24 protein-coding genes and 1 tRNA gene are annotated in these 24,058 nt (G+C 70.5%); 14 read left to right on the top strand and 11 right to left on the bottom strand.

Annotated features, from left to right (window positions below; genetic code table 11):
• The 14 genes from murJ to SALPAC6_RS0108810 all read left to right on the top strand — a co-directional run bounded on the left by murJ (position 1) and on the right by SALPAC6_RS0108810 (position 16,335).
• Positions 1-1,704, top strand: coding sequence for a murein biosynthesis integral membrane protein MurJ (gene murJ / locus SALPAC6_RS0108875; RefSeq protein WP_018253067.1), 1,704 nt, complete (start codon positions 1-3; stop codon positions 1,702-1,704).
• The gene (locus tag SALPAC6_RS0108870) at positions 1,701-2,867 is read left to right on the top strand and encodes a glycosyltransferase family 4 protein (protein WP_018253066.1); all 1,167 of its coding nucleotides are present in this window, start codon (positions 1,701-1,703) and stop codon (positions 2,865-2,867) included. The genes murJ and SALPAC6_RS0108870 overlap by 4 nt, the downstream gene beginning before the upstream one ends.
• Entirely contained in the window at positions 2,867-5,218 is a 2,352-nt protein-coding gene (locus SALPAC6_RS0108865; RefSeq protein ID WP_018253065.1) for a hypothetical protein, read from the top strand. Before SALPAC6_RS0108870 ends, SALPAC6_RS0108865 begins: the two co-directional genes overlap by 1 nt.
• Before the next feature lie 147 nt (positions 5,219-5,365).
• Positions 5,366-7,111, top strand: coding sequence for a CTP synthase (locus tag SALPAC6_RS0108860; protein WP_026189457.1), 1,746 nt, complete (start codon positions 5,366-5,368; stop codon positions 7,109-7,111).
• A complete protein-coding gene (locus tag SALPAC6_RS0108855) occupies positions 7,108-7,713 on the top strand; it encodes an NUDIX domain-containing protein (protein WP_018253063.1) in 606 nt (201 codons plus the stop codon). The genes SALPAC6_RS0108860 and SALPAC6_RS0108855 overlap by 4 nt, the downstream gene beginning before the upstream one ends.
• A gap of 308 nt (positions 7,714-8,021) precedes the next feature.
• Positions 8,022-9,137, top strand: a complete 1,116-nt coding sequence (gene ald, locus SALPAC6_RS0108850) for an alanine dehydrogenase (protein ID WP_018253062.1) — start codon at positions 8,022-8,024, stop codon at positions 9,135-9,137.
• 17 nt (positions 9,138-9,154) lie between these two features.
• Entirely contained in the window at positions 9,155-10,132 is a 978-nt protein-coding gene (locus SALPAC6_RS0108845; protein WP_018253061.1) for a site-specific tyrosine recombinase XerD, read from the top strand.
• Between the two features lie 168 nt (positions 10,133-10,300).
• Positions 10,301-11,224 carry a ParA family protein gene (locus SALPAC6_RS0108840; protein WP_018253060.1) on the top strand — a complete coding sequence of 308 codons (924 nt, stop codon included), beginning with the start codon at positions 10,301-10,303 and terminating at the stop codon, positions 11,222-11,224.
• Between the two features lie 44 nt (positions 11,225-11,268).
• Positions 11,269-12,342, top strand: coding sequence for a segregation and condensation protein A (locus SALPAC6_RS0108835; protein WP_018253059.1), 1,074 nt, complete (start codon positions 11,269-11,271; stop codon positions 12,340-12,342).
• Positions 12,335-13,120 (top strand): SMC-Scp complex subunit ScpB, encoded by a 786-nt coding sequence (scpB, locus tag SALPAC6_RS0108830; protein WP_018253058.1) that lies wholly within the window; start codon positions 12,335-12,337, stop codon positions 13,118-13,120. The genes SALPAC6_RS0108835 and scpB overlap by 8 nt, the downstream gene beginning before the upstream one ends.
• Positions 13,107-13,877: a pseudouridine synthase gene (locus tag SALPAC6_RS0108825; RefSeq protein WP_018253057.1), complete on the top strand. Its 771-nt coding sequence runs from the start codon at positions 13,107-13,109 to the stop codon at positions 13,875-13,877. Before scpB ends, SALPAC6_RS0108825 begins: the two co-directional genes overlap by 14 nt.
• A gap of 172 nt (positions 13,878-14,049) precedes the next feature.
• Positions 14,050-14,733 (top strand): (d)CMP kinase, encoded by a 684-nt coding sequence (cmk, locus tag SALPAC6_RS0108820; protein WP_018253056.1) that lies wholly within the window; start codon positions 14,050-14,052, stop codon positions 14,731-14,733.
• Positions 14,730-16,133 carry a ribosome biogenesis GTPase Der gene (gene der, locus SALPAC6_RS0108815; RefSeq protein ID WP_018253055.1) on the top strand — a complete coding sequence of 468 codons (1,404 nt, stop codon included), beginning with the start codon at positions 14,730-14,732 and terminating at the stop codon, positions 16,131-16,133. Before cmk ends, der begins: the two co-directional genes overlap by 4 nt.
• 128 nt (positions 16,134-16,261) lie before the next feature.
• Positions 16,262-16,335 (top strand) — tRNA-Pro (locus SALPAC6_RS0108810).
• Between the two features lie 69 nt (positions 16,336-16,404).
• Here the strand turns inward: SALPAC6_RS0108810 and SALPAC6_RS0108805 are convergent.
• From SALPAC6_RS0108805 to SALPAC6_RS0108750, 11 genes are all read right to left on the bottom strand, one after another.
• Positions 16,405-17,538 carry a site-specific integrase gene (locus SALPAC6_RS0108805; RefSeq protein WP_018253054.1) on the bottom strand — a complete coding sequence of 378 codons (1,134 nt, stop codon included), beginning with the start codon at positions 17,536-17,538 and terminating at the stop codon, positions 16,405-16,407.
• Entirely contained in the window at positions 17,535-17,753 is a 219-nt protein-coding gene (locus tag SALPAC6_RS0108800) for a helix-turn-helix domain-containing protein (protein WP_018253053.1), read from the bottom strand. The genes SALPAC6_RS0108805 and SALPAC6_RS0108800 overlap by 4 nt, the downstream gene beginning before the upstream one ends.
• Positions 17,754-17,778: 25 nt before the next feature.
• Positions 17,779-19,572 carry a replication initiator gene (locus tag SALPAC6_RS0108795; protein ID WP_018253052.1) on the bottom strand — a complete coding sequence of 598 codons (1,794 nt, stop codon included), beginning with the start codon at positions 19,570-19,572 and terminating at the stop codon, positions 17,779-17,781.
• Complete coding sequence (locus SALPAC6_RS0108790; RefSeq protein ID WP_018253051.1) at positions 19,572-19,835, bottom strand: hypothetical protein; 264 nt, start codon at positions 19,833-19,835, stop codon at positions 19,572-19,574. Before SALPAC6_RS0108790 ends, SALPAC6_RS0108795 begins: the two co-directional genes overlap by 1 nt.
• Positions 19,832-20,695: a DUF2637 domain-containing protein gene (locus SALPAC6_RS0108785; protein WP_018253050.1), complete on the bottom strand. Its 864-nt coding sequence runs from the start codon at positions 20,693-20,695 to the stop codon at positions 19,832-19,834. Before SALPAC6_RS0108785 ends, SALPAC6_RS0108790 begins: the two co-directional genes overlap by 4 nt.
• A complete protein-coding gene (locus SALPAC6_RS25645; RefSeq protein ID WP_018253049.1) occupies positions 20,695-21,048 on the bottom strand; it encodes an RRQRL motif-containing zinc-binding protein in 354 nt (117 codons plus the stop codon). Before SALPAC6_RS25645 ends, SALPAC6_RS0108785 begins: the two co-directional genes overlap by 1 nt.
• The gene (locus SALPAC6_RS0108770) at positions 21,045-21,344 is read right to left on the bottom strand and encodes a hypothetical protein (protein WP_018253048.1); all 300 of its coding nucleotides are present in this window, start codon (positions 21,342-21,344) and stop codon (positions 21,045-21,047) included. Before SALPAC6_RS0108770 ends, SALPAC6_RS25645 begins: the two co-directional genes overlap by 4 nt.
• The gene (locus tag SALPAC6_RS0108765; protein WP_018253047.1) at positions 21,344-21,787 is read right to left on the bottom strand and encodes a DUF6197 family protein; all 444 of its coding nucleotides are present in this window, start codon (positions 21,785-21,787) and stop codon (positions 21,344-21,346) included. Before SALPAC6_RS0108765 ends, SALPAC6_RS0108770 begins: the two co-directional genes overlap by 1 nt.
• An 88-nt stretch (positions 21,788-21,875) precedes the next feature.
• Positions 21,876-22,085 carry a hypothetical protein gene (locus tag SALPAC6_RS0108760; protein WP_018253046.1) on the bottom strand — a complete coding sequence of 70 codons (210 nt, stop codon included), beginning with the start codon at positions 22,083-22,085 and terminating at the stop codon, positions 21,876-21,878.
• Complete coding sequence (locus tag SALPAC6_RS0108755; RefSeq protein WP_018253045.1) at positions 22,082-22,945, bottom strand: FtsK/SpoIIIE domain-containing protein; 864 nt, start codon at positions 22,943-22,945, stop codon at positions 22,082-22,084. Before SALPAC6_RS0108755 ends, SALPAC6_RS0108760 begins: the two co-directional genes overlap by 4 nt.
• A gap of 84 nt (positions 22,946-23,029) precedes the next feature.
• Positions 23,030-23,971 carry a hypothetical protein gene (locus SALPAC6_RS0108750; protein WP_018253044.1) on the bottom strand — a complete coding sequence of 314 codons (942 nt, stop codon included), beginning with the start codon at positions 23,969-23,971 and terminating at the stop codon, positions 23,030-23,032.
• Positions 23,972-24,058: the final 87 nt, after the last annotated feature.

Here is a 24,058-nt window from a genome sequence, read left to right as displayed (position 1 = left end):
GTGACGACACCGGCCCCGTACGCCGCCGCCGGCCGAGTAGCCGGGGCCGCCGCGCTGATCGCCGTACTCACCGTGGTCAGTCGGCTGGCCGGCTTCGGTCGTACCGCCGTGTTCACCTGGACGCTCGCGCCCACCGATCTTGGTGCCACGTATGTGGTGGCGAACGCCGCTCCGAACGTGATCTTCGAGATGGTCGCCGGCGGTGCCCTCGCCAGCCTGGTGGTGCCACTGCTGGCCGCTCCGGTGGCGGCGGCGGACCGGGGAACGGTTGCCCGGACCACCGGGGCGTTGCTCACCTGGGTGCTGACCCTGCTGGTGCCACTCGCGTTGGCGGTGGCGCTGCTGGCCGGCCCGATCGTGGAGCTGCTGGGCGGCGGACTCGACCCCGCCCAGCAGGCCAGCGGCGAGCGGATGCTGCGGGTGTTCGCCCCACAACTGCCGCTGTACGGGGTCGGCATTGTGCTCACCGGGGTTCTCCAGGCGCACCGCCGGTTCGCCTGGCCGGTGATCGCCCCACTGCTGTCCAGCCTTACTGTCATCGCGGTCTATCTGGGCTTCACCGTCGCAGAGGGGCGGTTGGCCAGTGTGGCGGGCGTCAGCCGCGGCGGGGAGCTGCTGCTGTCGGTGGGAACGACCACCGGAGTGGCGGTGCTCTCCCTGTCGCTGCTGATCCCGTTCCGCCGGCTGGGATACGCACCGGTGCTCGGCTTCCGCTTCCCCGCCGACGCCCGTACCCGGGTCGGTGGACTCGCGGTGGCCGGCGCGGTGACGGTGACCGCGCAGCAGGTAGCGCTCGTGGTGAGCCTCAACCAGGTCTCCTACGGCGCGGTCAGCAACCTCGGCGCGTTCCAGCTCGCCCAGACGGTCTACCTGCTGCCGTGGGCGGTGCTGGCGGTGCCATTGGCGGTAGCCGCCTATCCGAGCCTGGCCGCCGCCGGGTCCGTCGGGGACGAGGCGGCCTACCGGGCGACGCTGGCCCCGGCCACCCGGGGAGTGCTGCTGCTGAGCTGCCTCGGTGCGGCCGTCCTGGTGGGCACGGCCGTGCCGGTGGGGCACTTCTTCCTCGTCCGCGGCGCGGCGGCGACCGCCGCTGCCGGGATCGCCGGCTTCGCGCCCGGCCTGATCGGCTACGGGCTCTTTGCCGTGCTGAGCCGCGCCCTCTACGCGCGGGGGCAGGCCCGGGCGGCCACCGGCGCGATCGCCGTCGGTTTCCTCGTGGTGCCCGCCGCGGCGTTGCTGCTCAGCGCTGCGCTGCCGCTGCGGGACCGGGTGCCGGCGGTCACCCTGGCGAACTCGGTGGGGATGGCGGTGCTCGGTGCCCTGCTGGTGCTCGCCGTCCGACGGACCGCCGGCGCCACCGCTCTCGCCGGAGTCGGCCGTGCCGGGGCGTCCGGCCTGATCGGCGGGGGGCTGGCGGCGTTGGCGGGTTGGGCGGTGGCGCGGTCGCTGCTGGCGGCCACCGACGGCACCCCGGGCGCACCGGTGGCCCTCGTACAGGGCATGCTGTCCGGTGTCGTGGTCGGTGTCGTGTTCCTCGCGGTGGTCTGGGTACTGGATCGGCCGGACGTACGACCACTGCTCGTCGGAGCGCGGCGACGGCTCGGGCTGACCCGCGGGAGGCGGTCGCCCACCCCGACCGGCGGGCAGCGTAAGGACGGTGTCCCCCCGGAACGGGGCGACGGGAAGGAGACGGTGTCCCGGTGACGGTACCGAGCCCACGGGCCGGCCGGGCCGGCACGATCGCCCTGCTGCTCGCCTCGAGCACCGGCGGTGTGGGGCAGCACGTCCGGTCGTTGGCCGCCGGGTTGACCAGCGCCGGCATCGCGGTGCTGGTCTGTGGCCCGGCCGCGACCGAAGAGCAGTTCCACTTCACCGGTGCCGGTGCCCGCTTCCGGCCGGTGGAGATCCCGGCCAGCCCGACCCCCGCCGACCTGCGGGCGGTGACCGCGTTTCGCCGGGCCCTCGCCGCCGAGCCGGTCGCCGTGGTGCACGCGCACGGGCTGCGCGCCGGTCTGGTCGCCGTCGTCGCCCGGCCGGCCGCCCCGCTGGTGGTCACCTGGCACAACGCCGTCCTCAGCGGTGGCCTGCGCGGCAGCGCATCCCGCCTGGTCGAGCGGGTTGTTGCCCGTGGTGCTCGAGTGACCCTCGGTGCCTCGGCCGACCTGGTCGCGCGAGCCACCGCGGTGGGTGCGCCGGACGCCCGGTTCGCCCCGGTCGCCGCGCCGCCGCTGCCTGAGCCGCACCGCCGTCGCGACGCGGTCCGCGCCGAGTTCGGCGTCGGTAGCGACCAGCCGCTGATCCTGTCGGTTGGCCGACTGCATCCCCAGAAGCGGTACGACCTCCTGGTTGACGCCGCTGCCCGGTGGCGGACCCGCGACCCGCTGCCGGCCGTGGTGATCGCCGGCAGCGGACCCGCGTACCTGCAACTGGCGGCCCGGATCTCCGCTGCCCGGGCGCCGGTGACCCTGCTCGGGCACCGCACCGACGTGGCCGACCTGCTGGCCGGTGCCGACATCGCTGTGGTCACCAGTGACTGGGAGGCCCGGCAGCTGTTCGCGCAGGAGGCGATGCGGGTCGGTGTGCCGCTGGTGGCGACGGCGGTTGGCGGCCTGCCGGAGTTGGTCGACGACGCGGCCATCCTGGTAGCGCCGGGTGATGTCGACGCGGTTGACGCCGCCGTCGCTAGTTTGTTGGATGACCCGGCTCGGCGAGCCGAACTGGGTCAACGGGCTCGCGGGCAAGCGGCGACCTGGCCGACCGAGGCGGAGACCTGCGCCCAACTCGTCGCCCTCTACGCCGAGCTTGCCCCGGATCTGGCCGGCCCTACCATCCCGGACGCTGATGCACCGTCAACGGGAGAGCGGTAATGCTGCGCCGACTCACCCCCGCCCTGCTGACCCTGCTCGTCGTGGCGCTCGGTGTGGCCGCGCTGGCCGCCCGGCCGGCGGCCCGTTCCCCGGAGCGGACCGCCGATTTCGTGGTCCTGGCCGGGGTTGCCGGGCTGCGGTGGGAAGACGTGGACGCGCAGACGACACCGACGCTGTGGCGGTTGGCGCAGGAGGGCTCGATCGGGTCGTTGGCGGTGCGCTCCGCCCACCGGCCCACCTGTCCGGTGGACGGCTGGCTGACTCTCGGGGCGGGCAGCTTCGCCGCCTGGCCGGGTCAGCGCCCGGAGGGCACCTGCCCACCCACGGATGTCGTCGTGGAACGGCCGGACGGCATCGGTGCGAACCTGCCGGACCAGGAGGATGCCGTCCTGTCGAACCAGGAACGGCTCTCCTGGGGGACCGTGCCGGGGTCGCTTTCGGAGTCGGTGCGTTGCTCGGTGGCGGTGGGCCCGGGCGCGGCGGTGGCCGCTGCCCGGCCGTTCGGCCGGGTGGACCGGTACGCGCCGGAACTGCCGGCGGACCCAACCGACCTTCTGCGCTCGTGCGTGCTCAGTATCGTTGATCTCGGCGCCGTCGACGGTGCGGATCCGGCGGCCCGGGCGGCTGCGGCCCGCGTGGCCGACGCGCGACTGGCCCGGGTGCTGGCCGCCCGCCCGCCCCGCTCCCTGGTCATCGTCGCCGGGGTGGCGGACACCGAGGAGCCGTCCCGGCTGCACGTCGCGGTCGCCGACGGCGCCGGCTGGGAGCGGGGCTGGCTGACCTCGCCGACCACCGACCGTCCGGGCTATCTACAACTGGTTGACCTGGCACCGACCGCGCTGACCGCCCTGGGCCGGCCACTGCCCGAGCATCCGTTTCTGGGGCGGGCCGCCGAGTCTGTCGGTGGCCGGCCGGCCGACCTCGCCACCGCGATCGCCGGCCCGGTGGACGCCGACCGGGAGGCCGCAGCGCAGCGCCGCGTCGCCGGCTGGTTCTTCGGGCTGCTCGTCGCCGCGCAGGTGCTCCTCGGGGTGGCCGTGCTACCGCTGCTGCGCCGGGCGCGACGGCACGCCGGCCCGTACGGTCCCCAGCCGGTATCCCGGCGGATCGTCGCGGTGGTGGAACTGCTGCTCGTCGCGGCGGCGCTCGCCCTGCCGGCCGCGCTCGTGGCAGATCTGGTCCCGTGGTGGCGTGGTGCGCACCCCGGGTGGTTCTTCGCCGGGGTCACTCTCGCGCTGATCGGCACCGCGACGGCGCTCGTCCGGTTCCTGCCCGGTTACGGGAGCACCCTTGGGCCGCTGGGCGCGGTGGCGTTCCTGGCCACGCTGACGGTTGGTGCCGACGTGTTGACCGGCGCCCACCTTCAGCTCAACGGTGTCGTGGGCTACTCCGCGGTGGACGGGGGCCGGTTCGTCGGCCTAGGCACGGTGGGGCTTGGGGTGCTACTGGCCGGGGCGCTACTCCTGGCCGGCTGGCTCGCCCAGCGGGTTCGCCGCTCCCGGCGACCCGTGGCGATCGTGGCCGTCGGCGGGGCCGCCGTGGTGCTGGTCGGCAGCCCCTACCTCGGTGCCGACTCCACCGGCGCGGTCGCGTTGACCGCCGGGGTGAGCCTCGCCGCGGCGATCAGCGCCAGCGGTTGGTTGACGCTCACCCGCCTGGCCTGGGCGACGATGGCTGGGCTGGCGGTGACGGTGGGTTTCGCCCTGGTCGACCTCGACCGCCCGACCGGCGAGCGAGGCGATCTGGGTCGGTTCCTGGCCGCGGTCGGCGAGGGGACCGGGGGGCTGATTGTCCACCGGGCCAGCACCGCCAACCTGGAGACGCTCGTTGATAGTTCGTTGACGGTGCTGGCCCTGGCCGGTGTGCTTCTGGTGTGGTTCGCCCTGCTGCAGCAGTGGGGCGGTCTGCGGCGGCTCTTCGGCATCTACCCGGCGGTTCGGGGAGCGATGACCGGCACCGCGGTCGCGGCGGCGCTCGGCGGACTGCTGGGTGGGGTGGCGCTGGACGTCGCCGGGGCAGCGACCGCCGTGGTGGTGCCGATGGCGGCCCTCGCCGCGCTGCGGGTACTGGACCACTCCACCGACCGGACCAGTCCGACACCCGGCGGGGACGGCGGCCCGGCGGGTTCGACCGGCTCCGGTGGTGGGCCGGACCGAGATCGGCGCTCGGATGGCCCCGGCGGCGAAGGCGGCCCGGTTGGCTCGCCACCCGGGGGCGTCGGTTCGGCCGACCGACCGGGGCCGTCCGGGGGCGGTGCCGCCGGTGCGGCGCCGGTGGACCGATGGGATGCCGGCCCGGCCGCCGGCAAGATCCCGACGGCTCGCGCATCGGACGAGGTCACGACGTTCTGACCCGGCAGCGTCGGCGAAGCCGCTGGTGGGTGCGCCGGGCGGCGGAAGCAGGTGGGGTGTTAGCGTGGAATCCCGTGGATCGCGTGATCACTCTGCTGATCGGCACGGCGGTCTGCACGACCGCGACAGACGACACGGGAGCAGGCCTTGGCCCCTTCAGTACGGACGACCAGGCACATTTTCGTCACCGGGGGCGTCGCCTCCTCGTTGGGTAAAGGCCTGACTGCCTCCAGCCTCGGTAGCCTGCTCACCGCGCGTGGCATGCGTGTGGTGATGCAGAAGCTCGACCCCTACCTCAACGTGGACCCGGGGACGATGAATCCGTTCCAGCACGGTGAGGTCTTCATCACCGAGGACGGCGCCGAGACCGATCTCGATGTCGGTCACTACGAGCGGTTCCTCGACCGGGACCTGTCCGGGAAGGCCAACGTCACCACGGGGCAGATCTACTCGGACGTGATCGCCAAGGAGCGGCGCGGCGAGTACCTGGGGGACACCGTCCAGGTCATCCCGCACATCACCAACGAGATCAAGTCGCGGGTGCTCGGGATGGCCGAACCGGACGGCGAGGGCCAGGTGCCGGACGTCGTGATCACCGAGGTCGGCGGGACCGTCGGCGACATCGAGTCGCTGCCGTTCCTGGAGGCGATCCGGCAGATCCGCCACGACCTGGGCCGGGACAACTGTTTCTATCTGCACGTCTCGCTGGTGCCGTACCTGGCGCCGTCGGGCGAGCTGAAGACGAAGCCCACCCAGCACTCGGTCGCGCAGCTGCGCAGCATCGGTATCCAGCCGGACGCACTGGTACTGCGCTGCGACCGGGAAATCCCGGACAAGGTCAAGCAGAAGCTCGCCCTCTACTGCGACGTTGACCTGGAGGCGGTCACCGCCGCCGCGGACGCACCCAGCATCTACGACATCCCGAAGGTGCTGCACCGGGAGGGCCTCGACGCGTACGTGGTGCGTCGGCTCGGCCTCTCCTTCCGGGACGTGGCCTGGGCTCGCTGGGACGACCTGCTGGAGCGGGTGCACCAGCCCCGGCACACGATCACCGTCGCCCTCGTGGGCAAGTATGTTGACCTACCCGACGCGTACCTGTCGGTGAGTGAGGCGATCCGTGCCGCCGGCTTCGGGCACCGTGCCCGGGTACGGCTGAAGTGGGTGCCCAGCGACGAATGTGTCACCTCGGCCGGTGCCGCGGCCGCCCTGGCCGGGGTCGACGGGATCGTCATCCCGGGTGGGTTCGGCGTCCGCGGCATCGAGGGCAAGGTCGGTGCCGCCCGGCACGCCCGGGAGAACGGCGTTCCGCTGCTCGGCCTCTGCCTCGGCCTCCAGTGCATGACCATCGAGGTGGCCCGTCACCTCGCCGGGCTGGACGGTGCGAACTCGCTGGAGTTCGACGGGGAAGCCACCCATCCGGTCATCGCCACCATGGCCGACCAGGAGGACATCGTCGCGGGCCGGGGCGACCTCGGTGGCACCATGCGGCTCGGGGCGTGGCCGGCGGCGCTCACCGAGGGGTCGATCGTCGCCGAGGCGTACGGCAGCACCGAGGTCAGCGAGCGGCATCGGCACCGGTTCGAGGTGAACAACGCCTACCGTGACGTGCTCACCAAGGCGGGCCTGCACATCTCGGGGACCTCGCCGGACGGCCGGCTGGTCGAGTTCGTCGAACTGGACCGCGACCTGCACCCGTTCTTCGTGGCCACCCAGGCGCACCCGGAGCTGAAGAGCCGCCCGACCCGCCCGCACCCGCTGTTCGCGTCATTCGTGGCGGCGGCTCTCACGTACTCGCAGGCTGATCAGCTCCCGGTCGACCTGAACGGCGCGGCGGCGACGAAGGCAGCCAGCAACGGCGGAACCTCCACGGCACGGGCGGCTTCGACCTCGTGAGCACGGCCGGTCACCACTACCAGGTGCGTTCACGCGTTGAGCGGTACCGGGGTCGGATCTTCGACGTGGTCACCGACGAGGTGACCATGCCCGGTGGCGGCATCGCCGTGCGGGACTGTGCCCGACACCCGGGTGCGGTATCGGTGGTGGCCCTGGACGAGGCCGGTCGGGTGGTGCTGATCCGGCAGTATCGGCATCCGGTCGGCCGGCACCTGTGGGAGCTGCCGGCCGGCCTGCTGGACATCGCGGGCGAGGACCCGGCCGCTGCCGCCGGTCGGGAACTGGCCGAGGAGGCTGACCTGCACGCGGGTCGGCTCGATGTCCTGGTCGATCTGCACAGCTCACCGGGCTTCACCAATGAACTGGTCCGGGTCTTCTTGGCCCGCGACCTCACCGAGGTGCCGGTCGACCGGCGGCACGGCCGGGCCGAGGAGGAAGCCGACCTGCAGCTCGTCCGGGTTGCCCTGGACGAGGCGGTGGAGATGGTGCTGGCCGGGGAGATCACCAACGCCGCGACGGTGGCCGGGCTGCTCGCCGCCGCCCGCGCCCGGGACGGCGGCTGGCCGGCGCTGCGTCCGGCCGGGACACCGCTGCCACGTTGAGCCGGTACGTGACGGGGGCCGCGCACGGCCTCCGTCACGTACGGTGAAACCGGGGGCCAGGATGATCCGCCGGCGGCCCCTCCGGCCCGGCTCGGTGGAAGTGAAACGGGCGACCGCCGACCGCCGACCGCCGGCCACGCCGGCCTGACACATCGTCAGCGGGAGCGCTGACCACATGTCACAGTGCTGGCTCCCTGCCGGTCAACTCCGGCCTAGACTTCCGCCGGCGGGACCTGAGCACTGCGGCAACGGAGCCGCCGTGGCGCCGAGTAGCCGGGGCAGCGGCCCTGGAGAAGGGGGTCTGCATCGTGAAGGTCGGCATCCCACGTGAGGTCAAGAATCACGAGTACCGCGTGGCGATCACGCCCCCGGGCGTGAACGAGTTCGTCCGCGCCGGCCATCAGGTCTTCATCGAGTCCGGCGCCGGCCTCGGCTCCAGCATCAGTGACGAGGACTTCGCCGCCACCGGCGCCACGATCCTCCCCACCGCGGACGAGGTGTGGGAGACCGCCGAGCTGGTCCTGAAGGTCAAGGAGCCGGTCGCGGAGGAGTACCACCGGATGCGGCCGGGTCAGGTCCTCTTCACCTACCTACACCTGGCCGCCTCCAAGGAGTGCACCGACGCGCTGCTGGACCGCGCGGTCACCGCCATCGCGTACGAGACGGTCGAACTGCACGACCAGTCGCTGCCCCTGCTCGCCCCGATGTCCGAGGTGGCCGGGCGGCTCGCCCCGCAGGTCGGCGCCTACCACCTGCAGGCCCAAGGCGGTGGACGCGGCGTACTGATGGGCGGCGTCTCCGGCGTGTACGCGGCGAAGACCGTGGTGATCGGTGCCGGCGTCTCCGGGATGAACGCCGCCGCCATCGCGCTCGGCCTCCAAGCCGAGGTGCTGCTGCTGGACAAGAACGTGGCCCGGCTGCGTCAGGCCGACGCGATCTACCGAGGTCACCTGCAGACGGTCGCCTCCAACGCGTACGAGATCGAACGGGCGGTGGTGGACGCGGACCTGGTCATCGGCGCGGTGCTGGTGCCCGGTGCCAAGGCACCGACCCTGATCTCGAACGAGCTGGTCTCCCGGATGAAACCGGGCAGCGTGCTGGTCGACATCTCCATCGATCAGGGGGGCTGCTTCGAGGACGCGCGTCCCACCACCCACGCCAACCCGACGTACCCGGTGCACCAGTCCGTCTTCTACTGCGTGGCGAACATGCCGGGGGCCGTGTCACACACCAGCACCTACGCGCTGACCAACGTGACCCTGCCGTACGCCCTGGAACTGGCCAACTTCGGTTGGCGGGAGGCGCTGCGTCAGGACCCCGCGCTCGCACTGGGTCTGAACACCCACGATGGTCAGGTCGTCTACGGGCCGGTCGCCGACGCGCACGGCATGGCCACCCTGCCGCTGGCCAAGGTGCTGGCCTGACCAGCGGCGAGTCAACCATGGCGGCCGAGGCCGGGCCAGCTCCCGCGCCGGCCCTACTCCGCGCCGTCCGCGGCTACCTGGACCACCTCGCCGTTGAACGGGGACTCGCGGCGAACACCCTCGCCTCGTACCGGCGGGACCTGGCCCGCTACCTCGACACCCTCGCGTCGTACGGGGTGACCGACCTGGCATCGGTCACCCCGGGCCAGGTGGAAGCCCACCTGGCCCGGCTGCGCGTCGGTGACGAGGACCGTCCGCCACTCTCGGCCTCCTCCGCGGCGCGGGCCGTCAGCGCCGTACGCGGTCTGCACCGCTTCGCGCTGCGCGAGGGCCTGACCGGTGCCGACCCGAGCCGGGAGATCCGCCCACCCGCCCCGCCCCGCCGGCTGCCCCGGGCGCTGCCCGTGGACGACGTGATCCAGCTGCTGGACGCCGTCGGTCCGGACTCCGCCACCGGGGCGGAGGCGCCGCTCGGGCTGCGTGACCGGGCCCTGCTGGAATTCCTGTACGGCACCGGCGCGCGGATCTCCGAGGCGGTCGGCGCCGCCGTGGACGACCTCGACACCGACACCGGTGCGGTACTGCTGCGGGGCAAGGGGGGGCGGAACCGGCTGGTCCCGATCGGTGGGTACGCCGTGGCGGCGCTGCACGCCTACCTGGTGCGCGCCCGCCCCGGCCTCGCCGCCGCCGGCCGAGGCACCCCGGCGGTCTTCCTCAACTCCCGCGGCGGCCCGTTGTCCCGGCAGGGCGCCTGGGGCATCCTGCGCGGTGCCGCCCGGCGTGCCGGCCTGCCGGATGTCGGGCCGCAGGCGGTGTCCCCGCACACGCTGCGTCACTCCTACGCCACCCACCTGCTCGACGGTGGCGCCGACGTGCGCGTGGTGCAGGAACTTCTTGGCCACGCCTCGGTCACCACCACCCAGGTGTACACGCTGGTCACCGTCGAACGGCTACGTGAGGTGTACGCGACAGCCCACCCGCGGGCACTCGGTTGATGGGTGTGACACGCCGGACCGGTGCTGAGCGGCCTGCTCGCCGGTGGCGTACAGTCGGGTTCGGCGCGGACCTGGCGGAAGTGACGCGGCCAGGATTCGCGACGGCGTCGCGAAGGACGTCGGTCGGCTCCGACGCCGGTGTGGTCGTCGGGAGGGGGCAACGAAGACATGGTTGGCGACGGTGGCCGTGCCGAGACCTGGACGTCGGAGCTCCGTGAGCAGCAGTCCACACTCGGCACTGACCCTGGTCCGGCAGATCCGGCCGCGTACACGACGCGGAAGCCGATCCCCGAACCGATGCCGACCGATCGACACGGCCCCGCCCGCATCATTGCGATGGCGAACCAGAAGGGCGGTGTCGGCAAGACCACCACGACCATCAACCTGGGCGCCGCGCTGGCCGAGTATGGCCGCCGGGTGCTGCTGGTCGACTTCGACCCGCAGGGCGCCCTCTCGGTCGGTCTGGGAGTCAACCCGCACAACCTCGACCTGTCGGTCTACAACCTCCTCATGCAGGACGACGTCACCTGCGACGATGTGCTGATCAAGACCGATGTGGCGGGACTGCACCTGCTTCCGGCCAATATCGACCTCTCCGCTGCCGAGATCCAACTGGTCAACGAGGTCGCCCGGGAGATGGCGCTGGCGCGGGTGCTGAAAAGCATCCGCAAGGAATACGACTTCATCCTGATCGACTGCCAGCCCTCCCTGGGTCTACTGGCGATCAACGCGCTGACCGTTTCCCACGGCGTGCTCATCCCGTTGGAGTGCGAGTTCTTCAGCCTCCGCGGCGTGGCCCTGCTGCTGGACACAATCGACAAGGTTCGTGAGCGGCTCAACTTCGACCTGGAGCTCGAAGGCATCCTCGCCACCATGTACGACAGCCGCACCACCCACTGCCGCCAGGTGCTGCAGCGGGTGGTGGAGGCCTTCGGCGACAAGGTCTACCAGACGGTGATCACCAAGACCGTGAAGTTCCCCGAGTCCACCGTCGCCGGCGCGCCGATCACCACCCTCGACCCGGCCTCCTCCGGCGCGCGTAACTACCGGCAGCTCGCCCGCGAGGTGATCGCCGCCCAGGCGGAGCGGTAGACCGGAAGCCACGGGGAGCGGTAGACCGGGAGTAGGGCGCCCAGGTGGTGGACTACGGTTTGCCGGTGACCGCACCGCCCCTCGGCCAGCCCACGCCCTCCGGGGCCAGCACCCCCGCCAGTGGCGGGGAGGAGACCAGCGGCTTCACCGTACGGTTGGCCAACTTCACCGGCCCGTTCGACCTGCTGCTACAGCTGATCAGCAAGCACAAGCTGGACGTCACCGAGGTGGCGTTGCACCAGGTCACCGATGAGTTCATCGCCTACCTGCGGGCAATGGGTGAGCACTGGGATCTGGACGAGACCAGCGAGTTCCTGCTCGTCGCCGCCACTCTGCTCGACCTCAAAGCGGCCCGGCTACTACCCGCCGCCGAGGTTGAGGACGAGGCGGACCTGGCCCTGCTGGAAGCCCGGGATCTGCTCTTCGCGCGGCTGCTGCAGTACAAGGCGTACAAGGAGGCGGCGGCGCACATCGCGGCACTCGAGGAAACCGGTGGGCGGCGGTACCCCCGGGCGGTGACGCTGGAGCCACGGTACGCCCAGGCCCTGCCCGACCTGGTGTTCGGCATCGGCCCGCAGCGGCTACGGGACCTCGCTGTCCGGGTCTTCACCCCGAAACCGCCGCCCGAGGTGTCCATCGCGCACGTGCACCAGATCCGGGTCAGCGTCCGAGAGCACGCCGAGATCATCGCCGAGCGGCTACGCCGGGCCGGCACAGCCACCTTCACCGGGCTCTGTACGGACTGCGAGGCCCTCCTCGAGGTGGTGGCCCGCTTCCTCGCCCTGCTGGAACTCTACCGGGAGGGGCTGGTCGCCTTCGCCCAGGAAGAGGCCCTGGAAGAGCTGACCGTACGCTGGACCGGCCCCGCCGATGGCGGCGGTGACCTGGATATCGACGAGTACGCGGGGACCCTCTCCACCGCCGGATCCGACGGGACTGGGCCGTCCGACTCCGGGCTGTCCGACTCCGGGCTGTCCGACTCCGGGCCGGTCGATCCCGGGCCGGCCGATTCCGGGCCCGGGAAGGAAACGCCGCAGCTGGCGACCAGGTCCTACCCGGCAGGGTCGGCGCCACCCGGCGGAAGGCCGGCTACGACAGAGGACGAGCGAGATGGGTGACAAGGAACACGGGGACACCCTGGCCGACCAGGCCGCCGCGTGGATCCCGCCATGGGAACGCCACCGCGAGACATCGGCCACACCGGTCGAGGCGCAAGCCGCTGCCGCGTCGGGCGGGGGAGAACCCAACCCCGAACCGTCTGGTGCTGGTGCTGGTGCTGGCCGGAAGTCGGTACCCGATCGGGGGCGGTCCCGCCAACGGGGGCCGGCCCCACCCCCCGCGTTGGTGCTCGACGACGCCGAGCTACAGGGCGCCCTGGAAGCGATCCTCCTGGTCGTGGACGAGCCGGTCGCCGAGACGACCCTCGCCGACGTACTGGAGCAGCCGCTCGAACGGGTCCGGGCGACGCTGCACACCATCTCCACCGGCTACACCACCCGCGGGCACGGCTTCGAGCTGCGTCGAGCGGCCGGCGGATGGCGCCTGTACACCCGGCCGGAGTACGCCGGGTACGTGGAGCGGTTCGTCCTCGACGGCCAGACCGTACGGCTGACCCAGGCCGCGCTGGAGACCCTGGCCGTGGTCTCCTACAAACAGCCGGTGACCCGATCCCGGATTTCCGCCATCCGCGGTGTGAACTGCGACGGGGTGATCCGTACCCTGGTCTCCCGCGGGCTGGTGGAGGAGTGCGGCACCGAACCGGAAACCGGTGCCCACCTCTACCGGACCACCTCCCTGTTCCTGGAGAAGCTCGGCGTGGACAGCATCACCGACCTGCCGCCGCTCGCTCCGTTCCTCCCCGACGATGTGGAAGACCTCGCCGATGCCTCGCGATAACCGCGCCCCGAAGCCCGACGCGCCCGTCTACACCGGCCCAGAACGCCTCCAGAAGGTGCTCGCCGCCGCCGGTGTCGGATCTCGACGCGCCTGCGAAGACCTGATTTTCCGCCGGCGGGTGACAGTGAACGGCCGGGTTGCCCAGCTCGGTGACCGGGCCGATCCGACCTCCGACACCATCTACGTCAACGGTGAGCGCCTCCAGGCCGACACCCGCCTGGTCTACCTTGCCCTGAACAAGCCCCGGGGCGTCGTCTCCACCATGGCGGACGAGAAGGGCCGGACCGCCATCGCCGACTTCCTCGGCAACCGGGTGGAAGAGCGGGTCTACCACGTCGGACGGCTCGACGCGGACAGCGAGGGCCTGCTGCTACTCACCAACGACGGCACGCTCGCGCACCGGCTCATGCACCCCTCCTACGGGGTGCCCAAGACGTACCTGTGTGAGGTGTCCGGCCCGATTCCGCGGTCGCTGGGCCGGCGCCTCGCCGCCGGCGTCGAGCTGACCGACGGTCCCGCGACGGTGGATGCGTTCCGCGTGGTGGACACGCTGGGCAAAACCGCCCAGGTGGAGGTCACCCTGCACGAAGGACGCAAGCACATCGTGCGGCGCCTGTTCGATGCGGTCGGCCACCCGGTGTCCCGGCTGGTGCGTACCTCGATCGGGCCGATCCGGCTCGGGGACCTCCGCGCCGGGCGCACCCGTCGGCTCACCAACGCGGAGGTCGCCGCGCTGTTCAAGGCGGTCGGCGACTGACGCCGGCGGTGGCGGGTACCGCAGCCGGTAAGCTCCGTGCGGCCCGCTGCGCGAAGGCGGTCGCTCCCGAAGGTGCGGCCCGAGGAGACCGCACCGTGCCAGGCATGATTGTCGGCGGGCGGAAACCCGCTCGCGGGTTGGACCCGCGAGGTACGGACTGAGGAGGAATGCGGTGGAGGAAAACGTACGGACCGGGCGCTGCGTGGTCGCTGTGGACGGGCCGTCCGGTTCGGGTAAGTCCACCGTTTCCCGGCGACTCGCGATCGCCCTGGGCGCCCGCTACCTCGACACCGGCGCGATGTACCGGGCGGTCACCTGGGCGGTACTGCGCTCCGGAGTTGACCTGGCCGACCCGTCGGCCGTGGCCAAGGTCGCCGGGGAAACCGAGCTCGGCATCGGCACCGATCCCGAGGGATACGGCGTTACCGTGGACGGCGTACCCATCGAGGTGGAGATCCGTGGACCCGAGGTGACCGGGGCGGTCTCAGCCGTGGCCGCCGTACCGGCGGTCCGCTCGTTGCTCGTCAACCGGCAGCGGGACCTCGCCACCGCCGTGGGTCGGATCGTGATCGAGGGGCGCGATATCGGCGCGGTAGTAGCCCCCGACGCCGATCTGAAGGTCTACCTGACCGCGTCCGCGGCGGCCCGGGCCGCCCGACGCAGCGCCGAGGATGCCACCGACGTGGGTCAGACCGCCGCCGACCTGGCCCGCCGGGACCGGTTGGACTCGGCTCGCAAGGCCGACCCGATGACGCAAGCCCCGGACGCCGTGGTGCTGGACACCACCGAACTCGGCATTGACGAGGTCGTCGCGCGCCTGCAGGATTTGCTGGCCGAGCGGGGTGTGGCTCGATGAGCGAGTCAACCGGTTGGGTGGGATGGGACGCCCCAGAACCCGATGCCGAGGAGGCCACAGCCCCACAACCGGTGGTGGCCGTGGTTGGCCGGCCCAACGTGGGAAAGTCGACGTTGGTAAACCGACTGATCGGCCGTCGGCAGGCGGTCGTCGAGGACGTACCCGGGGTGACCCGGGACCGGGTTCCCTACGACGCACAGTGGAACGGCCGACAGTTCGCTGTCGTCGACACCGGCGGCTGGGAACCGGATGCGAAGGACCGTGCCGCCGCCATCGCCGCCCAAGCGGAGTCGGCCATCACCACCGCCGACGTGGTGCTGTTTGTGGTCGACGCGGTGGTGGGTGCCACCGATGTGGACGAGGCAGCGGTGAAGATGCTGCGACGAAGCGCCAAGCCAGTGATCCTGGTGGCGAACAAGGCCGACAACAGCTCCATCGAAATGGAGGCATCCACGCTCTGGTCGCTCGGCCTGGGGGAGCCGTATCCGGTCTCGGCGCTGCACGGCCGTGGCGCCGGCGAACTGCTCGACCTCATCCTGGACCGGCTACCGGAAGCACCCAAGATCGTCGAGGATCGTCCGCGTGGCCCGCGTCGAGTCGCCCTCGTCGGCCGGCCCAACGTCGGCAAGTCCAGCCTCCTCAACCGCTTCTCCGGGGAGATCCGGGCAGTCGTTGACGCGGTCGCCGGCACCACCGTCGACCCGGTGGACAGCCTGGTCGAGATCGGCGGCGAGGCCTGGCAGCTTGTCGACACCGCCGGCCTGCGTAAACGGGTCGGCCAGGCCAGCGGCACCGAGTACTACGCGAGTCTGCGTACCGCCTCGGCGATCGAGGCCGCCGAGGTTGCGGTGGTCCTGCTCGACGCCAGCGAGGTCATCAGTGAACAGGACCAGCGGATCCTGTCAATGGTCACCGATGCCGGCCGGGCCCTGGTGATCGCCTTCAACAAGTGGGACCTGGTGGACGCCGACCGTCGGTACTACCTTGATCGGGAGATCGAGCGGGAACTGCGTCGCATTCCCTGGGCCATCCGCTTGAACCTCTCCGCCCGGACCGGCCGCGCGGTGGAGAAGCTCGCCCCGGCGCTCCGCCGGGCACTGGCCAGCTGGGAGACCCGGGTACCGACGGCGCAGCTCAACGCGTGGCTCACGGCGCTGGTGCAGGCGACCCCGCACCCGGTGCGTGGGGGACGGGCACCGAAGATTCTCTTCGCCACCCAGGCGGGAGCGGCGCCGCCACGGTTCATCCTGTTCACCACGGGCCCGCTGGACGCGGGCTACCAGCGATTCGTGGAGCGCAAACTCCGGGAGGAGTTCGGGTTCGAGGGCAGCCCGATCGAGATCTCGGTCCGCCCCCGCAAGAAGGTCGGGCCCGGCGGTCGCGGCAAGGCCCACGGCTAACCTCAGCGCACCCCACCCTCCTGGCCTGGCCCGGGAGGGTGGGCGCTGACACCGAGGGGTGGATACGGGCAACGGAAAGATCGTGCGGTAGGCTGTACCGGCTGTCGCGGGGAAGCCGGCGGGAGCATCGGGACGTGGCGCAGCTTGGTAGCGCACTTGACTGGGGGTCAAGGGGTCGTCGGTTCGAATCCGGCCGTCCCGACGCAGTTCAAAGGGCACATCCGATTGATGGATGTGCCCTTTGCTTATGGCTGGGTGACTAGCTGAGTGACTATGCCTCAGCGCCGAAGAGCCGGTCCATGGTGATCGCGCCGCTCAAGAGCACCGGTCTGAGCTGGTGCCGGTATACGCCCTCGGTGACGGTTGTGCCAGAGTGCCCACAGAGGTCGGCGATCTGTTCGATGCTCATGCCGCTGTCGGACAGCAGGGACACGAAGCTGTGTCGTAGCTCGCGTGGGGTCCAGTCGCGCGGATCAAGGTCCGCTTTGGCGACGACCGGGCGAAAGGCCCGAAGAACATTGTGCCGGTCGAGGGCTGTGCCGGCGGTGGAGGCGAAGACGAGGCAGTCAGCATCAGGCCGGCCCTGGCGTTCGTGGTGGGCGGTGAGGGCGCTAACGCACCGGGCTGGCAAAGCTAGTGTGCGGCGGGACTTCTTGGTCTTGGTGTCTCCGTCGACGCGGACCGAGCGCCAGACCTGGATGGCTGGTGGCGTTGGTGGGTTGCGGTTCGGGTCGCCCGCCAGGTCAACGCGTGCCCAGGTGAGGGCGCGTAGTTCTTCGGTGCGTGCGCCCGTCAGAAGTGAAAGCACGATGTAGGCGTGCAGGGAGCTGCCTTCGGCGGCAACCAGGAGCGCCAGGGCCTGGTCGAAGGTGAGTGACTTTGATGGTCGTCCGCTGCGGCCAGTCGGAACGGCGCAGAGAGCTACGACGTTACGTTTGACCTTGTCTCGTGCCATTGCACGGTTGACCGCGCGATTCAGCAAGGAATGGAGCAGCCGCAGGGTGCGGGTGCTCAGGTGGTGGGACTTGACCAGGAGCCAGCGGTCCACGTCGGTGGCGCTGAGGTCCCGCAGCTTCCTCGCTCCGAGGTCGCTGATGATGTGGGAGCGCACGAGGGTGGTGTAGTTCGACTTGGTGTTTTCAGACTGTTGGGTGAGTCCGTAGGTGAGCCAGTCGTTGAGTGCATCGGCCACGGTGTGCCCGTCTTGGACAAAGGCGAGTCCGTCTTCGTAGTCGCGGATCTTCTCTCGCAGTTTGGTGCGGGCTTCGGTTTTGGTTTTGCCGCTGCCTTTACGCACGATGCGTTTGCCGGCTGGGGTGTAGCCGACAGTGATGGTGGCGATCCAGCGTTGCCTGGCTTCGTCCCAGTGCAGGCCGCCTTCTCCTCGGGCGCGGCGGGCGGTCATCGGGTGTCTCCTTCCGTGGCTTCCTGTTCGAGTAGGTCGACGTAGGCGGTGATAGCGGTGGCGGGGACGAGGCGGGTGCGGCCTTGCTGGACGGTGCGCAGGCGCCCGGCGCGGATCTGTTCGTAGATCACGGAGCGGGACAGGCTGAGTAGGGACATGGCTTCGGGAATGCGATACAGAGCCTTGATCGGGCTGTTGAGGGTGGCGGTGGTCAATCGGCAATCCTTTCTCAGTTCGGTTTCATGCGGTGGCCGATACGACATCAACCGAGGAACTTGCGTGTTCGTGGGTGAGTTCTTCGCGGCCGATGTTTCGTCGTTCGCGGGCGAGGGCTGCGGCGGTGTTGGCGAGTAGGGCGTCTCCGGTGGTGTGCCAGCCGACACCGATGAAGGTGAGGGCGCCGATGATGACCATGGCGTCGTTGTCGAGGGGGTCGACGGGCGGTCCGCAGAGGGCCGGGTGCCCGTGGTCCTGGTCCTCGTGCCGGCGGAAGTTCACTCGGGTGTCGCGTAGGAGTCGGAACGTGACCGAGTAGCGGCGGCCTTTGGTGAGGAAGTGGCCGCCGTAGCCGAGCATGTGCGCCCATCGTCGTAGCCGGGTGTAGGGGTTGGTGGCCGGTGGCCTGTTGACGGGTTCGGTGTCAAGGGTGGCTTGACGGTGGGCGACGCAGGTCGGGCAGGCGGGGTAGCGGGTGTGGGTGCCGCAGTCGGGGCACTGCCAGCGGTCGATGAAGTGGGGTGTGGGGCGGGGGTCGCGGGGCCGCGTGGACAGGGGCGTGGGTGTGTGGGTGGGTCGGCCGATGCGCCAGCAGGCGTCGATGAGGCGGGCGGTGTGGTCGCCGTCGGGGTCGGCGTAGTCGCCGATGGTGTCGGCATCGAGCCTGACGGAGCGGTGCCCGGTTACCTCGGTGCTCTTGGTGGCGTACTTGGCAAGGTAGCCGGCGACCATGCTGTCGGTAACTTCACCGCGTCCGGTCAGCGAGATGTGGCGGATGTCGAGGCCCTTGGACGGGTCGCCCCAGGCGATGGGCCAGCCTTCCGGGCGGTCGGGATGGCTCGGGGTGTCGAAGCGGACGTGCTCGACGGCGACCCGGATCGCGTCTTCCAGGTCGGCGGCGGTGAAGCCGGCCGGCGGCGGGATGACGGCGGTGGGGTCGGTGGGGTGGACGCCGTCGAGGCGCACGAGGGCGTGGAAGTGGACGGCTCCTCGGGCCTGGAACTCGGCGGCTTTGCCGTAGGAGAGCCGGACCGGCGGGACCTTGCGGATATTGCCGGATTCGGTGACGACCTCGACGCGAGGAATGCCGCGGCGGCGGGCGAGTTTCGCCAGGTGGCGTTCCGCGGCTTGCTTGGTGCGGTGCCACAACTCGCCCGAGTGGAGGTTCCAGACGACCTGGTGGTCGTGGTCGTAGCAGTCCAGGCACAGCGGCTGGCCGAGCACGGTGTCGGTGGGTTCGTGGCGTGCCCAGCAGACGGCGGGCCGGCCGTGGGTGCAGGAGGCTGTGTCGCGGCGGGCGTGGCAGGGTTCGGGCCGGCAGTCGCAGCGGCGGCGGTCGGCGCAGGTGTGTTGCTTGACCACCCGGGCGTGGACCGTGCCGAAGGACGGGGCGGTGAAGGTGGGGAAGACGGCCGGGTGACGGGACACCGTTTCGGGGACGCCTTTGCCGCCGACGAGGCCGGCGCGCAGGAGTTGGAAGGCGTCGCGTTGGTAGGTCTGCGCGCAGGACGGGCAGATGGTGGCGCGGCGGTTGCCGCAAGCGGTGTAGATGGCGGCGTCGGGCATGGTGTCGGTGTGCCGCTGGTCGAGCACACGGCCGGTCGACTGCTCGACGGTGTAGAGGTTGCCGGAGAGGCGGATGGGGCGGGTGCAGGCTCCGGCGGCGCGGACGTGATCGAGCCAGCCGTAGTAGTCGGGTTGGGTGGCGCGGTGGAAGGCGGAGCCGGCGGCGGTGTAGCCGTAGACCGGTGGTGTGTCGGCGTTCGAGCCCACACCCCGGGCGGTAGCACGGGGTGTGAGGTCCAGCGTCGATGCCATCAAGCGCCCACCTCGTGGTGGCGGGTGGTGATGGTGTGTTCGGTGATGATGGTCCGGCAGGCGCCGCATTGGCGTGTTGCCGGCTCGTGTCGGTGACACGGGACTTGGACGGTGGTGTTGCCGCAGCGGATGGTGACCGGTGCGCGGCAGGGGCCGCCGGGGGTGATGTCGATGACGGTGCGGCGGGTGTCGTAGGGGTGTGGCTGGTGGTGGGCGGGGCAGGTGTGAGTGGTGTGCGTGATGTCGACCAGGACGATGGTCATCGGGCATCACCGGCGAGGACGTGGTGTCCGTTGATGGGGGTGGGGTTGAGGGCGGCAAGAAGGCCGCCGGCGGTGGCCGGGGTGACATCGAGCCGGTCGGCCAGCTCGGTCGGGGTGATCGGGTTGCCGGTGGCCTGTTCGTGCTGCACGGCGGCGAACCGGGCCATGGGCAGCATGTGATCGGGGACGCTGACCGCCTCCGGTGCCGGTACCGGTTCCGGTGTCGGTGGGGTGGCTGGTTGCGGGTCGATCGTTGGTGTGGCGGCCGGGTTCGGGTGGGGTGTCGGTGTGGTGGCCGGGGCCGGCGTTTCGTTGACGAGCTGGCCGGGGTTGTCCACCTGTTCGGCGGGTGGGGAGTCGGTGTGGTGGTTTTTGGCCGCGAGGTCGCGGGCGGCGGTGAGTAGGGCGGAGGCTTCGGCTTCGATGGCGGCGAAGTCAGGTCGGATACGTCCGGCGACGAGTTCGACGCCGATGACGAGGACGACCACCAGGGCGAAGACCGCGCGGAGGGCGAGGCTGCCGGGTGAGGCGAAGTTGATGGTGGCCGACAGTAGGGCGGCACCGGCGAAGACGACCATGGCTCCGCGTTTGGCGTCGCGGGCGATACCGGCGGTGCGAACGACGGTGAGCATGGACACCATGGCGGCGTCGAAGATCAGTGGCACCAGGTAGGCGAAGTAGCCGGCTTTCTGGGTCCACAGGTAGTGGGCCTGGTGCAGGTAGCTGGTCAGTAACGCCCCGAGTAGAACGAACCGGTTATAGCGCTTGATCACGCCGATTGCTTTGAGCATGGTCGGTACCGCATTGCGGGCGTACTCAGCGGCGAACTGTTCGGTGAAGGTGGCCGAGTCCGTGGGCATCAGTAGCTCCCTTCATGGCAGTCGAGGCAGCAGCCGAAACGGCAGGGGATGTAGTAGTCCTTGACCTGGCGGCAGTACCGGCAGGTCCGCCAAGCGCGCAGGGCCTTGGCGATGGCCTGCCGTTGCGCGGCGGTGGCGGTGCGTTTGGTTTTGGCCTGGTCGAGGCGGTAGAGGTAGGCGACTCGGTCGCCGCGTCGCCAGAGGATCTGAGCGACGGGGTTGTTGCCGCCGGGGCCGCAGTACTGGCAGCAGTCGCTGCGGTCGATGCCATCGGTGGGTGCGTAGTCGGCGCAGTAGTAGTCACCGCACGGGCAGGGGTTAGAGGCCGTGGTAGGGATGCTGTCGTTGGTCACGGCCGGTCACCGCCCCAGCGCTGCTGGGCGGCCTGACGGGAGATGCCGAGGCGGGAGCCGATTTCGGCCCAGGAGTAGCCGAAGGAACGCAGGCCGACGACGGCGTCGGTGGTGGCGTTGTCGAGGGTTGCGGAGAGGGCGACGAGGTCACGCAGGGCTTCGACGTCTCCGGTGGCGACTCGGCGGCCGTGGGCGCGGATGATGCGGCGGGCGAAGCCGGCGAATTCGTCATTTTCGATGACCTCATGCCGCTTCTGCCGTGGCGCGGGCGTCAAGGACGCCTTGGCGGTGAACATCAGTTCTGACCTCCGGTGAGGTGAAGCCGGTCCCATTCGTCGGCAGCCGCTTCGAGGGCGGTGATGACCTGCTCGGCGGTACGCGCCGGGTCGTCGTTCCACGAGTAGGGCGAGGTGTGCTCGTCGAGGACGAAGCCGTCGTCGTCGATGAGGAACATCGGGTGATAGGCGTCGAGGTAGTCGACGAACGCGGCGAGGGCGGCGAGGTAGTCGGCGAGCGTGTCGGGGTCGAGCTGGGTGAAGTGCTCGACGGTGTGTCCGGCGCAGGCGATGCCGATGGCCCCGGCGGCGCAGGCCGGCGGGGTCGGGTAGTTCGCGGGTGTGGTGGTGGCGTAGTAGGTGCCCTGGGTCCAGCCGTGTCGGCGTAGGTAGAGGGCGGCCATTCGCAGCAGGTCAGCGGTGGTGACCGGTGCGTGGGTGGGTGGTTGGTGGGTAGCCTTCATGGCAGCCACGTCCTTTCGGTAGGGCTGTGGTGGGTGGTCGGCAGGACCAGCTCTGCTGGCAGGCGGATGTGCTGGTCCTGTCGGCCGTTTACGAGGTGCGGAGCCGCAGGTAGCGGCGGTGGCGGGGGTCGCCACCACCCATCGGGTGTGGGGCGGAGACGTAGACGAGTCGTCCCGTGCGGCTAGCGATGTCGATCATCATGGCGAGGTCGTCGGACCTGCCGGTGATCCAGATTTCGGTGTACTGGGCGGCGCGCTGGTTGTTCGCGCGGGCGCGGGCGGCTTCCCGGGTGCTCATGCCGCCAGCCCCATGTCGGGTAGCCCGGTGGTGCGGGTTGGGGTTCGGGTCCAGGCGGCGTAGTCGGCGATGTTGTAGATGTCGGTGTCGGTGAGGTAGGCGGCCTTGATCCGCCGGGGCATGCCGCCTTCGGCCAGGAGGTAGGCCGCGCCCTGGTTGGTGGGGGCGATGTCGGATGCGGTGTAGCCCTGCTCGGCCCACCCTTGACCGAGGATGATGTTCGAGCTGTTCAGGGAGGTGCAGCGGAACGCGGCCCGGTAGCCGAACAGGTCCCGCAGGCTGGCGGGGATGATGTCCCACGACGGTCGCTGGGTAGCGGCGACCACCGGCATGCCGCAGGCCCGGCCGAGGGAAACCAGCCCGCGTAGGAGAGTGGAAAACTCTTCCTGCTGAGCCTTGCTGCCGAGCACGGTGGAGTACATGGCGAGTTCGTCGATGACGGTGAGGATGACGGTCATACCGTCGTCGGGGCCGAGCTTGCGGCGTCGGTTGGCCAGCAGCCAGGTGTAGCGGTTGGTGGCCACGACCAGAAGCCGGCGCAGGGTGTCGATGCCGTAGTCGATGTCGGGGCCGACGAACGCGTCAGCCAGGTCACGCCAGGGGCCGAGTTCGACGAGCTTGGCGTCGAAGAGCACCAGGCGGGTGTTATCACACAGCACGCCGTGGCCGCAGATGTTGTTGACCAGGCCGGACTTACCTCCGCCGGGCTCACCGGCGGCGAGCAGGTTGTGGTAAACGACGTCGAGGTAGACGGGCTGACCGAACTCGTCGATCCCGATGAACACCGGGTCGAACATCGACAGGCCAGCACCCACCGGCACCGCAGCAGCGGTCGTGGTGGCGGGAATCGTGGTGGTCATGAGTGCCCTCCAAGAGGCCAGTGGTGGGCGCGAGAAGCCACACGAACGAGCCGTGATGGCTCCCCGCGTCCCAAAGGGAAAGGGTTAGATCCAGTCAGAGACGTCGTCGTCGGCGTCTGCCGACGAAGCCGCGGGCTTGCTGCCGTTGGCGGTAGTGGTGGGGGCCGACTTCTTGCCGGCGGGTTTGGCCTGGGTCGGGAGGGTGACCGTCGGCACCTCGACGTCCGGCAGGTCCAGGGCAGTCGGGACTGTCAGCGGCGACGCCGATGCCGGGGCACTCGGGTCGATCACGTCGACCAGTGGAGAGTTCACCCGTGCGTTGAGCACCTCGCGGCGCTTGATGTCGAAGCGCACGTAGGCGGCGTTGCCCTCCGAAGCGCGCTCGATGAGCACGGTGGAGGCATGGCAGGTCACGGCGATCTTGTCCAGGCGACCTTCCAGGTCCTTGGCCGACAGACCAGGGCGTAGGTAGACCCACACTCGTTCACCGACCGGGGTCGGTGTGGCCCACAGGATCAGCGGCAGACTGCCGGACTGGCTGGCGATGATGAACTGCGCGAAGCACACCCGCAGTCGGTGCCGCACGATCAGGCACCAGGACCAGGCGATCACCAGGCGGCGAAGCTTGGGGATGCCGGCGGGAACGCCGACGAGCACAGCGACCACCACGAGGGTGACCAGGGTCGAGGTGTGGTTAGCCAGTTGCACCCAGCCGGTCAGCAGCACGACCGCCAGCAGGATCTCGGTGCTCCACCACCACAACAGCCGGATGACCGGCCAAACCCGAACCAGCAACCACACAAACGCGCCGGTGGTAACCCCGATGAGTCCACCGAGGAGCAACGCGACGATCGGGTGCAGGTAGGAGGTGGCCACCACAGCGGCGAGGCCACCAACAATGATCGCGGTGAGGACGAACGCCACCTTGGCGTTACGGGCTGAGGACCGGTGAACCCGGGCCTCGATGACTGTCACCGTTCCGGTGGACTTCCCGCCGAAGCGGCGACGGGGGCTAGACTTGGACATGACACGTCCTCCCAAGTAATTGGGGCGGATGGGTTGGGAGCGTGGGGCCGGCAGGTGTAGGAGCCAGTACCGACCCCACGCTTTTAT

It is taken from the genome of Salinispora mooreana (genome assembly GCF_000379065.1).
Taxonomy (GTDB): domain Bacteria; phylum Actinomycetota; class Actinomycetes; order Mycobacteriales; family Micromonosporaceae; genus Micromonospora; species Micromonospora mooreana.
The sequence above is the reverse complement of the archived record's forward strand: the minus strand, read 5'-3'. Positions and strand labels throughout refer to the sequence as shown.